We start from the raw sequence: 12,301 nt of genomic DNA on the forward strand, positions 1-12,301 counted from the left end.
ACGCCAAATATATAGGACACCCATGGCTCTGTGCCAGCGTCCAGTCCAGAGCCTGGGGCCTTTATGCTTCCCGCCGCGACCGTCTTGAGGTAGTTTCAAGTCCAGTGTCGGCCGATTCGCGTATAAGCAGGGTTATCGGCTAGATGGGTTAATCTTTAAGAGTAAGTTCGGGGGGGCCTGTGCGCTATCTGATCCGTTCCTGCCTGTGCCTGCTGCTTTTGCTGCCGGTCACGACGTCTGCGCGGGCGCAGTTCGCCGATGACTCCGGCACAGAACCTGCCGCCACGCGATTCGCATCCTACGACGAGGCGCTGACCTTCTATCGTCAGCTCGCCGAAACCTACAGCTGGCCGGCGCTGATGCCGTCCGGTGTGCTCCGGCCGGGTGACCAGGATCCGGTGATCGCCGAAATCCGGCAGCGGCTGGTGCTACTTGGAGACCTGCCTTTCGTCGATCCGCAGGCGCAGGCCAATCCGTTTTATTTCGACGAAGCGCTGCGCCAGGCGCTGGTGGCATTCCAGACGCGTCATGGTCTTGCGCCGGATGGCGTCTGGGGGCCCCGCACGCGCGAGGCGCTCGAGGTCAGCCCTCTGGCCCGCTATCGCCAGCTGAAGCTCAATCTCGAACGTCAGGAGCAGTTCGCGCAGCAGAGGGCGGCGCAGGGCCGCTATGTGCAAATCAACATTCCGGCCTATGAAATGCGCTACTTCGAGCAGGGGCAGGAGGTACTGCGCATGCGCGCCATCGTTGGCAAGCTGAAGGCCAAGACGCCATTGGTGGCAAGCGAGATCCGTACACTCGAACTCAATCCCGACTGGAACGTGCCAAGCGGTATTGCCTACCGCGATATCGTGCCCGATATCCAGGCGTCTGCGGATTACCTGGATCATTCGGAGCTGCAGCTGGTGGAAGGTTATGGCGGCTCGATGCGGGTGCTGGCGCCCTGGCAGCTCGACTACAGCCGCCTGTATCGGGGACCTGCGCCGCAGCAGCGGTTCTGGCAGGCGCCGGGACCCCAGAACCCCCTGGGACAGCTGAAGTTCAACTTCCCCAACGACTATCAGGTCTACATGCACGGCACGCCCAGCCACAGTCTGTTTGGCCGCCCGGTACGGAATTTCAGCTCCGGCTGCATCCGCATCGAGTATCCCGAGACGCTGGCACGGCGGTTGTTCGGCGACGCCGGCCTCACGCCCGAGGGCACCTGGCGGTTCGAGGACATCATTGCCAGCGGCAAGAACCGGGTCCTGCGGCTGCCGCAGCCGGTGGCGGTGTACACGACGTACTGGACAGCCTGGCTGGACGAAAACAGGCAGCTGCAGTTCCGTGGCGACGTCTACGGGCTCGACCGCGAGGCGCTTGCCGCACAGCGCTCGGCAGGGGATCTCGCCGGTCCCTGACGGAATTTAGTCCGCCACCAGGCGGACGTCGGGAAAGGGCGCAAGGCGTTGTTCGAGGGCTTTGTGCTGATCCTCTGTCAGTTCCAGCGACAGTTCCAGCTCCTCGCCCCAGTGGCGATCGGAGACCTCGAGCCCCAATTGTCGCAGCAACTGCTCGACGCTGCCGGTTTGGCGGTGCGGCGCCAGCAACCGCAGATTCCGGGTCGGTATCACGGCCTCGGTCGTCAGCTCGCTGAGGCAGTTCTGTACCGCCAGGCTGTATGCACGCACCAGGCCGCCGGCGCCGAGCTTGATGCCGCCGAAATAGCGCGTCACGACGACGGTGACTTCACCGAGCCCTGAGTGTTGCAGCACATTGAGCATGGGCTTGCCCGCGGTCCCCCTGGGCTCGCCGTCGTCACTGCTGTTCCAGAGGTTGTAGTCCCCCGGCGAGCCGGCAACGTAGCACCAGCAATTGTGGCTGGCGTCCGGGTAGCGGCCGCGGATGTCGTCGATAAACGCCTGTGCGGCTGCGGCGCCGCGGGTCGGCGCTGCGTGGCAGATGAAGCGGCTGTTCTTGATTTCCAGCTCGACGGTCAGCGCCTGCGCAGGCCGCTCGTACACCTCAGCCATCGACCGGCGCCTGCCACAGTTGCAGGCGCCCGAACCAGTACAGCTGGTTCAGCGCGTCGTCGAGACGCCGTTGCAGGTCTCGGCCGCTGAGCCGGCATTCCGCCAGCGTCAGGCCGTCGATCTTGAGCTCGAGCTCGATGCGGGCGTTGACGTAGTGCAGTGTCAGCGACTCCCAGCGCAGTTGCGGGTCGATGGCGTCGAGCGCCTGGCGCAGCGACGCTTCGACCTCGGCACGTGTCGGCAGCGTGCTGCAGAACAGCTGGTCGTCGTCGTTGTAGGTGTCGATATGGAAAATGACCTGGTCGATATCGTCGAAGCGGCGCTTGAGCGTGCGCACCACGGCATCGCCGATGTAGTGACCCTCCGAGGCACTGAGGTGGCTGTCGACCTGGATATGCATTTCCAGCAGGCTCTGGCCACCCATCAGGCGGCTCTTGAGGCTGTGGACGCTGATGACGCCGTCGACTTCATGCACCGCATCCTCGATCTCGCGGACCTGGTCCTCGGGCAGCGCGGTGTCGACCAGTTCCTTGATGCTCTTCCAGCACAGGTCCCAGCCGATCTTCGCCACCAGCAGGGCCACCAGCACCGCGGTCAGCGCGTCGAGCCAGGAAGCACCCAGCATGGTGCCGGCGATGCCGATCAGCACGACGATCGACGAGAAGGCGTCGGTACGGCTGTGCCAGGCATTGGCGATAATCAGGTCTGACTTGAGTCGTTTGCCGGCGGCAAGGGTGTAGCGGAAAATCCACTCCTTGCTGACGACGGATATCCCCGCCACCAGCAAAGCGGCCCAGCCCGGCGTCGCCAGGAATTCGCGGCTGAGGATGACATCGATGCTGTCATAGGCCATGGCGCCCGCGACGGCGATCAGCAAGCCGCCGAGCATGACCGTGCCCAGGGTTTCGAAACGGGCGTGACCATATGGATGGTCCTGGTCCGGCTCCTTGTGCGCCAGTTTCAGTACCAGGATGACCATGAAGTCGGTGCCGAGGTCCGACAGCGAATGGATGCCGTCGGCGACGAGCGCGTGGGAGTGCGCCAGCAGGCCGACAATGATCTTGGCGATGCCGAGAGCAGCATCCAGAGCGCTCCCGATAAGGGTGACCCGACGGGCTTCTCGTTGTCTCTGTTCGGCGCTGAGCATTGCAATTCCGTTTTCGTAGATGCGCTGATTCTACCGCCCGGATGCCGGACGGACCATAGAGCGGCGGGTGCCGTATGACGCACTGCAGCAGGGCGGGGCTGTAACGGGGGCTTTACATAGCAAAAACGCCCCGAAAGCGTCTGTATTTCAACCCTGTTGCCAATTATAGCCGCTATGTTGTTGTATTTTATGAAAAAACAACAGGTGTACAAAAAGTAATCAATTTGTAGGAAGCGACCTAGCCATGGGAAATGGAGGCCATTTTTGGCCTCTGGCCCACAGGCTTATCCACAGTTGGTGTGGGTATACTGTCGCACCGGCGTAACAACTGCGCTCAAGTAACTGTTGATGGTTTTGCGGCCGCCGCCCGGCCGGCCAGGGCTCAGTCGATCCCCAGTATCTTGTGGGACTGCAGGCTCAGCTTCCACTGCGGGTGCGCCAGACAATATTCGATACACTGCCGCTGGTGGCGTGGTGCATCGGGACCGTCCAGCGCCTGCAGGTAAAAGTGTTCGAATTCGAGCCGGTCGAAACGTTCGGGCGGCGCCAGCAGCTGCGGATAGACCAGTTTGAGCTCCTGACCGCGGGTTACCACCAGTTCGGTGCCAGCCTTGGGGCTGACGCAGATCCAGTCGATACCATCGGGCAGAGGCCTTGTGCCGTTGGTTTCAACGGCGATCTCGAAACCTGCGGCGTGGAATGCCTCGATCAGCGCGGCATCGAGCTGCAGCGCCGGCTCGCCGCCGGTGCAGACAAGGTAAGGCTTGCCGCCGCCATGCGCAGGCCAGAAGGATCTGGCGGCAGTTGCCAGTTCCTGCGGCGTGGCGAATTTGCCGCCGTTCTGGCCGTCGGTACCGACAAAATCGGTATCGCAGAAGTCGCAGATGGCTCCGCTTCTGTCCTGCTCCCGGCCTGACCACAGATTGCAGCCGGCGAAGCGGCAGAATACCGCCGGCCGGCCACTCTGGGCGCCTTCGCCCTGCAGGGTGTAGAACATTTCTTTGACGCTGTACATGTTACTGTCCTGCGGTGTTTTCCCCGCCGAAGGCCTGCAGCAGGTCCGGCATCAGGCGCGTCAGCTCGAGGCCCAGCTGAGCAACGTCGGCATCGAAGCGCGCCAGTTCGTCGTCGGCCACGTCCTGCTGCTGTTCCCGGAACTGGTCGGTCTGCTTGAGGCGATGGACGCTGAGGTCTTCGTGCAGCATGAAACGCAGGTTCTCGTCCCATTCCAGTGCAAGTTTGGCGACTCTTTTGCCGGCTTCCAAGTGGGCGACGATTTCGCTGCTGGTCAGGTCCTGCCCCTTGATGCGGATCACACCGCCCTCGACCAGGTTGTCCTTGAGCTCGGCTTCGTCGAGCAGCTGCAGCGATACCGGCAGCGGCTGCTGCTGTTCCAGCCAGTGGCTCATGACCGCCGACGGCGACTGCTTGACGTCCGGCAGTACCACCGGCAGGCTGCCGATGCTGGTGCGAAGCTGGCTGAGCAGTTCCTCGGCGCGTTTGTGGCTGGAGGCGTCGACCAGCACCCAGCCGGCCTGAGGCGCGATCAGGGCCCAGGTCTGCTGGCGTCGGCTGAACGCCCGCGGCAGCAAATCCAGAATGATTTCGTCCTTGAGCTGATTGCGCTCACGACGATAGACCTTGCGTGCCTGCTGGTGTTCGATTTCCTCGACCTTCTCCTCGAGGATTTCCCTGATCACGCCGCCCGGCAGAATCTTTTCCTCTTTCTGGGCGCAGATCAGAAAGTATCCCGCACAGTGATAGACCAGCTGATCGGGCAGGCCCTTGCAGGGCGGTATCCAGCCGTAGCGGCTCATCTCCTGACTGCCGCAGGGCTGAAATGCATGTTCAGCGAGGGCGGTCTCCAGGCTTTGGGCGTCCTTGTCGAAAGTGCCTGTCAGGCGATAAAAGATCAGATTTTTGAACCACATAGTCTTCTTTGCCGGCTTGATGAGGCAGCTATTCTAACGGCTGGGGCGGGAAATGCCATGCGTCGGGAGAGTCATTTATCGAGGCTCGGGAAAGCGCTCGGTACAGGTAGGGTTCTAAAATGCGATTGAGGCTGGCGCGTGACAGGTGACAGGTGACAGGGTGGCGGGTCACCCGTAACGCGTCACCTGTCACCGCTACTCAGAGCCCTTCGTAGGCCAGCAGCGTGTGCACCGGTATCCCGGCGTCCTGAATGCGTGTGGAGCCCTCGAGATCCGGCAGGTCGATCAGTGCGGCGGCTTCGTAGACGCTGGCGCCGAGCTCCTTGATCAGGGTGCTGGCGGCCAGGATGGTGCCGCCGGTGGCGATCAGGTCGTCGAAGATCAGCACCTTGTCGCCCGGTCCTACCGAATCCGTCTGCATTTCCACCGCCGCGGTACCGTATTCGAGCCTGTATTCGGCGTGGATGGTCTCGCCGGGGAGCTTGCCCTTCTTGCGTACCAGCACCAGCGGGATGTTCAGGTGGTAGGCCATGATGGAGCTGATCAGGAAGCCGCGTGCGTCGATACTGGCGATATGGGTAATTTCGGTACCGATATAGCGCTGAATAAAATCGTCGGCGACCATCCGCAACGCCTTGGGATCCTTGAACAGCGGCGTGATGTCCCGGAACATGACACCTTTTTCGGGCCAGTCCGGAATGGTGCGAATCACGGATTTTACGTAGCACTCGTCATAGGACATGCAGCTGACTCCTTGGTGCGAAAATGCATTCAAATTGATATGGCTCAATGTCGGCGATGCTATCACAGGTTTTAATGCAGGTGTTGGGTTACCGGCCAGAAATGGCCTTTCAACTGTGCAGCTTGCGCCGCATTCTCCGGCAACGGGGAATGCGGTTTTTTTATGAATAGCGAAATGCGAAAAGCGTGACAGTTGACGTATCGGGAGGGCGTGTGGGTTCTTTAGCCGCGCCCCGCGGCGAACCGGAGGCGAATCGGTCGGCACGCTGTGTGACTCCCTTCGCGGCGGGGCGCCGCTCCCACGCTTTCGTAGGAGCTCGCTCCGCGAGCGATTTGCCAGGACGAAGGAGGAGGCCTCGTAGGGTTCGCCCACGGAGTGGGCTCCTACGAATCGATCAGTCGGCTGAGGATGCGTGATAGGTGACGCGTCAGCCGTAACGCGTCACCGCCTTGCCTCAGGCGTTTTTTACTTCGAGGTCGCTGTTCTCGGCCGGACACTCGCCGGAGAGGCGGTAGAGCTCGGGGAGGTCCAGCACTTCGACTTCCTTGCCTTCGACCTGAATCAGACCGCTTTTCTGGAAGCGGGTAAAGATGCGGCTGACGGTTTCGACCGCGAGGCCGAGATAGTTGCCGATCTCGTTGCGGGACATCGACAGGCGGAAGCGGGTCTTGGAATAACCGCGCACGTCGAAACGCTGCGACAACTTGATCAGGAAGGTGGCGATGCGCTCCTCGGCGGTTTTTTTCGACAGCAGCAGCATCATCTGCTGGTCGTCCCGAATTTCCTTGCTCATGGTGCGCATGATCTGGCGCCGCAATTCAGGCAGCTCGCCAGCCAGTTCGTCCAGGCGGGTGAAGGGGATTTCGCAAACGGTGGTGGTTTCCAGAACCTTGGCCGAGACCGGGTAGGTGCCGGAGTCTACGCCGCTCAGGCCCACCAGCTCGCCCGGAAAATAAAACCCGGTAATCTGCTCTTCGCCCTCGTTGGTGATGGAGTAGCTCTTGATGGTGCCGGCTCGCAGCGCGTACAGCGACGTGAACGGCTGTCCCTGGCGGAACAGGTGTTCGCCCTTCTTGAGCGGGCGGCTCTTGTCGATGATATTGTCCAGACGTTCTATCTCGGTCATGTTGAGCGAGACCGGCAGACAGAGCGAGCTCAGAGTGCAGTTGCTGCAGTGTGCCTGCTGCAGGCTGCGGAGCTTTCCTTCGGTTTTGCTTTCGGCCATCGTGGGGTCCTGTGCATTCGGGAGAGGGCGGCGTGGCCCTTATCCTCGTTATTATGCGTGAAGCTGGGGGCGGGGTGAAGGCGCAGGCCCGTAAAGCGCCTGCGACAAAAGTCTAGTTGATCGTCGTAATGCGCCGGATACCGGGGGCTCAAATGATTTTCGAGAAGCCCTGTACCGGCTGAGATTTCGGGATATAGGCATCGAACGTCATGCAGATGCGGCGGATCAGCAGGCGCCCGGCATCTTCGACAAGCCAGCGGCGCTCGTCCCGGCGTATCAGGCCGTCCCGACGGAACTGTTCGAGCTCTGCAAGTTCCGCAGCGAAATAATCGCCGAAGTCGATGCCGTGCCGGCGCTCGATGGCGCTCTCGTCAAGCTCGAAGTGGCAGATCAGGGCCGCGATGATATCGCGGCGGACATGGTCGTCGCGGTGCATGATTAGTCCGCGCCTGACCGCCGAGCCGCGGCTCTCGATGGCTTGCCCGTAGGCGCCGATTTCGTGCTCGTTCTGGAAGTAGACATCGCCGATCTGGCTGATGGCGGAAACCCCCAAAGCGACCAGGTCGCAGTCGCTGTGCGTGGTGTAGCCCTGAAAATTGCGGTGCAGCTGTCGCTCGCGCTGGGCAATGGCGAGGCTGTCGTCCGGCTTGGCGAAGTGATCCATGCCGATGTAGACATAGCCGGCTTCGAGCAGGCGGTCGATGCTTTCGTGCAGTATCTGCAGTTTTGCGTCCGGGCCCGGAAGATCTTCGGCGCGAATATGCTTCTGCGAGCGGAAGCGATCCGGCAGGTGGGCATAATTGAACACCGACAGGCGGTCCGGCGACAGCTCGATGACCTGTTCCAGCGTAGCGGCAAAGGACTCCGGCGTCTGGTGCGGCAGGCCGTAAATCAGGTCGAGGTTGATCGAGCGAAAGCCTTCGCGCCTGGCGCTCTCGAGTAGACTCGAGGTCATTTCCAGCGGCTGAACGCGGTTGACCGCCACCTGAACTTTCGGGTCCAGGTCCTGTAATCCGAGGCTCAGTCGGTTAAAGCCGATATGACGCAGCACGGCGAGGGTTTCGGCATCTGCTTCGCGCGGGTCCACTTCGATGGAATAGTCGCCAGCGTCGTCATCGCGGAGGCGGAAATGCCGGCGCAGCTGCGCCATCAGCTCGATCATTTCGTCGTTGCTGATGAAGGTGGGCGTGCCGCCGCCCCAGTGCAGTTGATTGACCTGCCGGCCGGCGCCGAAGCGCTCGGATGCCTGCGCCATTTCGAGGTAAAGGGTGTCGAGGTAGTCGCGGGCCTTGCCGCGGTTGCGGGTGATGACCTTGTTGCAGGCGCAGTAGTAGCAGACATGCGCGCAGAACGGGATATGCACGTAGAGCGACAGCGGAGCCGAGGGGTCTGCACTGGCCCGGGCCTGTTCGAGCAGGCTGTCGGGGGAGAGCAGCGGATCGAACTGTACCGCAGTCGGATAGGAGGTGTAACGGGGCCCGGACAGGTCGTAACGCCGGATCAGTTCGGCATCCCAGCGTACGTTGAAGGCTTGGCTCACAATCGGGCTTCCTCTGGCGGTGAACGGTAAAAGGTTCACTCTAAAGGCAGCTTTGAGTTTGCGCATTGATATCGGTCAAGAAAGTTTCGATCCCGGTTGCCGGGGCGCTGACGCAGGAGCCCGCTCCGCGGGCGATCTTTTCCTGCTAGCAGCGCCCCGCCGCGATTAACGATCGTGCCGAATCTATTCGCTCGCGGAGCGAGCTCCTACGCCTGCTGCAGCAATCCCTGCAGCGGCAGCGTATAGACGCCGAACGCAATGATCAGCAGGCCGGCTATCTGCTGCGTCAGGCGCTGCGCCAGCAGACGGCGAAGCTGGTCGGCCAGCAGGCCGGTGGTCAGCATTGCCGGGAGGGTGCCAAGGCCGAAACAGAGCATCAGCAGGGCGCTCTGGCGCCAGTCGGCGGCGGCCGAGGCCCAGATCAGGGTGCTGTAGATCAGACCGCAGGGAAGCCAGCCCCAGACCAGTCCCAGCAGCATGGCCTGGGCAGGGGTTCTGGCCGGCAGGAGCCGCGAGGCCAGGGGGCGAAGATGGCGCCAGAGCAGATTGCCGGCGCGCTCCAGCCTGACCAGCCCCTGCCACCAGCGGCCGATGTAAAGCCCCATGGCTATCAGCATCAGGCCGGCAAGTATGCGCAGCATCAGTGTTGCCGTGCCGCCTGCTGCGAGCAGTCCGAGGCCGCCGAGCAGCGCGCCGGCGCAGGCGTAGCTGAGGATGCGGCCGCCGTTGTAGCTGAGCAGCATGACGAGCGCCGGCGCACGGGTCTGAGGGCCCGCGATACCGACCGTGGCGGCGATGCCGCCGCACATGCCGATACAATGCGCACCGCCGAGCAGGCCCAGGCTCAGGGCGGTGAGAACGGATAGTGAATCAGTCATCGCGCGGGTGGTGGGACTCTTTCTGCGCCGCACCGCGGGCTTGTTTGGCGTCGTCCGGAATCAGCTCGTCGTCATCGTCGAACAGGATCTTGTGGGCCGGTGATTCCAGGTCGTCGAACTGGCCGCTGTTGACGCTCCAGAAGAACGCCCAGAGCGCGCAGGCCACGAAGATGATGGCAATCGGGATCAGCAGGTACAGAATATCCATGCTCAGTCTCGGTTCAATGCAGAAGAGGGGCGGCGCACCAGTTTCGACAGCCGCAGGGCATTGCCGACGACGACCAGGGAGCTTGCCGCCATACCGATGGCGGCGCACTTATAAAGAGCGGGGCTATGAACCCTGGCGTTATGCATGTTCGCGCGCCTGTGTTGAGGGTTTGCGGCGCACCAGTTTCGACAGCCGCAGGGCATTGCCGACGACGACCAGGGAGCTTGCCGACATGCCGATTGCAGCCATATACGGTGCAATGAAACCGGTGGCGGCCAGTGGCAGCGCCAGCAGGTTGTACAGCAACGCCCAGCCGAGGTTTTCGCGGATGATGGCGCGGCACTTGCGTGCCAGCAACACGGCGTCGACCAAACGGCCAAGGCTGCCGGTGAGCAGCACCGCATCGGCGCAGGTCTTGGCCAGATCCGTGGCCGAGCCCATGGCAACCGAGGTCTGGGCGCCGGCCAGCACCGGGATATCGTTGATACCGTCGCCGACCATGACCAGCTGGGCACCTTCCTGCTGCAGCCGGCGTATATGGGCCAGTTTCTGCTCGGGGGTGACACCGGCCTGGATGCGCTCGATGCCGAGCCTGCTGGCAACCTCATGTGCGGCGGGCGAGCTGTCGCCGGTGAGCATTTCGACCTCGATGCCGAGTGATTTCAAGGCGCGTACGCTGTCGACGGCGTCCTGGCGCAGCTGATCATCCAGCCCGAACCAGGCGAGAGGCCCGTCTTCGGCGCACAGCAGCAGCCAGTGCCCGTGCTGATCCGGCATGGCGGGCAAGGCCTCCCCGGCAGCTAGTTCAATGGCGAATTCCGGCTTGCCGATACGGTAGCGGCGGCCGTCGATCAGGCCCTCCAGGCCCTGTCCGAGATGGGACTCGAGGTCGGTGGCCGGGGGTGCACCGAAGCCGCGGAAGGCGCGTGCGATCGGGTGCTCGGAATGGGCCTCGAGGGCTGCCGCCAGTCGCAGGGCGTCGTCACGGGAGCCTTCTAGGGTAATGACATCGCGCAGCGAAAGGTTGCCTTCGGTCAGGGTGCCGGTCTTGTCGAACACCACATGGGTGGCTTTGGCGAGGCTCTCGAGCACGTGTCCGCGGGTGATCAGCAGTCCGTTCTGGCGCAGGGTGCCGGTGGCGGCGGTCAGGGCGGTCGGCGTGGCCAGCGACAGCGCGCAGGGGCAGGTCACCACCAGTACCGACAAGGTGACCCAGAAAGCGTCGGACGGCTCGATCTGCCACCAGATCAGGCTGACGCCGGCGGCCGTCGCCAGTACCGCGGCGACGAAGTAGCTGGACACCCGGTCGGCGATGCGTGCGGTGCCGGGTTTTTCCGCCTGGGCCCGGTCCAGCAGGCGTACGATCGCGGAGAGCTGGGTATCGCCGCCGGTGCGGCTGATCTCGATCTCGATCGGGTTCTCGACGTTCAGCGTGCCGCCGACCACCGTTTCGCCCTCGCGATGGCGCACCGGCAGGTACTCGCCGGTCAGCGCCGATTCGTCGATCGACGAGTGTCCCCGGCGGATGATGCCATCGGCGGGGATGGTATGGCCCGGTTTCACCAGTACCCGGTCACCGACCACCAGCTCCGTGGCGGCAACCAGCTGCTCGCCGCCGTCGGTCAGGCGCAGTGCGCTGGTGGGCAGCAGGTTCAGCAGCGCATTGCCGGCGCGACCGGTACGGTGGCGAGCCTGCATTTCGAGATAGCGGCCGATCAGCAGGAAGAAGGTGAACATGGTCACCGAGTCGAAATAGACTTCGCCGCTGTCGGTCAGGGTGGCCCAGACGCTGGCGCAGTAGGCCCCGAGAATGGCGATCGAAACCGGTACGTCCATGCTCAGGTTGCGGCTGCGCAGATCCCGGATGGCGGCGACGTAAAAGGGGCGTGCGGCGTACAGCGCCACCGGCGTGGCGATAATCAGGCTGGCCCAGCGCAGGAAGACGACGAAACGCTCCTCCATGTCCTGCATGGCGCCGGCATAGAGCGCGATGGCGTACATCATGACCTGCATCATGCCGACGCCGGCAACCCCAAGGCGGCGTATTGCACGCTTCTTTTCCTGCTCGAGCAGCTGCTCTTCGCGGTCCGGATGATAGGGGTGGCCCTGGTAGCCGATGCGATAGATGGCCGCCAGCAGCTGGCTCAGGCTGGTCCTGTCGTTGTCCCAGCACAGGCGCATGCGGTGGCTGCTGAGGTTGACAGAGGCCTGTTCGACGCCCGGCTGTCGCCCGAGGTGGTGATCGAGCAGCCAGGCGCAGGCCGCGCAGGTGATGCCTTCGATGACCAGGCTGGCTTCGCGACGGCTGTCGTCGAGGGCGTGGACGAAGTCCTTCTGGATGCTGGGCTGGTCGTAAAGCGCCAGTTCCGCCAGCATCGCTTCGGGCAGCTGTCGTCCCGGGATCTCCGGGGCGCTGGCGTTGCTGCTGCGGTGGCGATAATAGTTGTCGAGGCCGCTTTCGACGATGGTCTGGGCCACGGCCTGACAGCCCGGGCAGCACATCGGTCGGGACTGGCCGTCGATCTGGGCAACGAAGTCGCTGCCCGGGGGTACGTCGCGGCCGCAGTGAAAGCAGCTGCAGACCTGTTCGGCGGTGGCGGCGTTGGTCATCATGGCGC

At 63.1% G+C, this 12,301-nt stretch carries 11 protein-coding genes; 1 reads left to right on the forward strand and 10 read right to left on the reverse strand.

Annotated elements, in window-relative coordinates:
- Positions 1 to 179 precede the first annotated feature (179 nt).
- Positions 180 to 1,400, forward strand: coding sequence for a L,D-transpeptidase family protein (locus IEX85_RS00655; RefSeq protein WP_188857342.1), 1,221 nt, complete (start codon positions 180 to 182; stop codon positions 1,398 to 1,400).
- Between the two features lie 6 nt (positions 1,401 to 1,406).
- Here IEX85_RS00655 and IEX85_RS00660 read toward each other — a convergent pair whose 3' ends face one another.
- From IEX85_RS00660 to IEX85_RS00705, 10 genes are all read right to left on the reverse strand, one after another.
- Positions 1,407 to 2,012: a YigZ family protein gene (locus IEX85_RS00660; RefSeq protein ID WP_188857344.1), complete on the reverse strand. Its 606-nt coding sequence runs from the start codon at positions 2,010 to 2,012 to the stop codon at positions 1,407 to 1,409.
- On the reverse strand, positions 2,005 to 3,159 hold the full coding sequence (locus IEX85_RS00665) for a cation diffusion facilitator family transporter (protein ID WP_188857346.1): 1,155 nt from the start codon (positions 3,157 to 3,159) through the stop codon (positions 2,005 to 2,007). The genes IEX85_RS00660 and IEX85_RS00665 overlap by 8 nt, the downstream gene beginning before the upstream one ends.
- 382 nt (positions 3,160 to 3,541) lie before the next feature.
- Positions 3,542 to 4,174, reverse strand: a complete 633-nt coding sequence (gene queE / locus IEX85_RS00670) for a 7-carboxy-7-deazaguanine synthase (protein WP_188857348.1) — start codon at positions 4,172 to 4,174, stop codon at positions 3,542 to 3,544.
- Between the two features lies 1 nt (position 4,175).
- The gene (gene rdgC, locus IEX85_RS00675; protein ID WP_188857349.1) at positions 4,176 to 5,090 is read right to left on the reverse strand and encodes a recombination-associated protein RdgC; all 915 of its coding nucleotides are present in this window, start codon (positions 5,088 to 5,090) and stop codon (positions 4,176 to 4,178) included.
- 199 nt (positions 5,091 to 5,289) lie between these two features.
- Entirely contained in the window at positions 5,290 to 5,832 is a 543-nt protein-coding gene (locus tag IEX85_RS00680; protein WP_188857351.1) for an adenine phosphoribosyltransferase, read from the reverse strand.
- A gap of 454 nt (positions 5,833 to 6,286) precedes the next feature.
- Entirely contained in the window at positions 6,287 to 7,057 is a 771-nt protein-coding gene (gene fnr, locus IEX85_RS00685) for a fumarate/nitrate reduction transcriptional regulator Fnr (RefSeq protein ID WP_188857353.1), read from the reverse strand.
- 148 nt (positions 7,058 to 7,205) lie between these two features.
- Positions 7,206 to 8,597, reverse strand: a complete 1,392-nt coding sequence (hemN, locus tag IEX85_RS00690) for an oxygen-independent coproporphyrinogen III oxidase (protein ID WP_229721726.1) — start codon at positions 8,595 to 8,597, stop codon at positions 7,206 to 7,208.
- A 206-nt stretch (positions 8,598 to 8,803) separates the two neighbouring features.
- Complete coding sequence (locus IEX85_RS00695; protein WP_188857356.1) at positions 8,804 to 9,475, reverse strand: sulfite exporter TauE/SafE family protein; 672 nt, start codon at positions 9,473 to 9,475, stop codon at positions 8,804 to 8,806.
- Positions 9,468 to 9,683 carry a cbb3-type cytochrome oxidase assembly protein CcoS gene (gene ccoS, locus IEX85_RS00700; protein WP_188857358.1) on the reverse strand — a complete coding sequence of 72 codons (216 nt, stop codon included), beginning with the start codon at positions 9,681 to 9,683 and terminating at the stop codon, positions 9,468 to 9,470. The genes IEX85_RS00695 and ccoS overlap by 8 nt, the downstream gene beginning before the upstream one ends.
- A 138-nt stretch (positions 9,684 to 9,821) precedes the next feature.
- Positions 9,822 to 12,296, reverse strand: a complete 2,475-nt coding sequence (locus IEX85_RS00705; protein ID WP_373290880.1) for a heavy metal translocating P-type ATPase — start codon at positions 12,294 to 12,296, stop codon at positions 9,822 to 9,824.
- Between the last annotated feature and the right edge of the window lie 5 nt (positions 12,297 to 12,301).

It is taken from the genome of Marinobacterium nitratireducens (assembly GCF_014645375.1).
Taxonomy (GTDB): domain Bacteria; phylum Pseudomonadota; class Gammaproteobacteria; order Pseudomonadales; family Balneatricaceae; genus Marinobacterium_A; species Marinobacterium_A nitratireducens.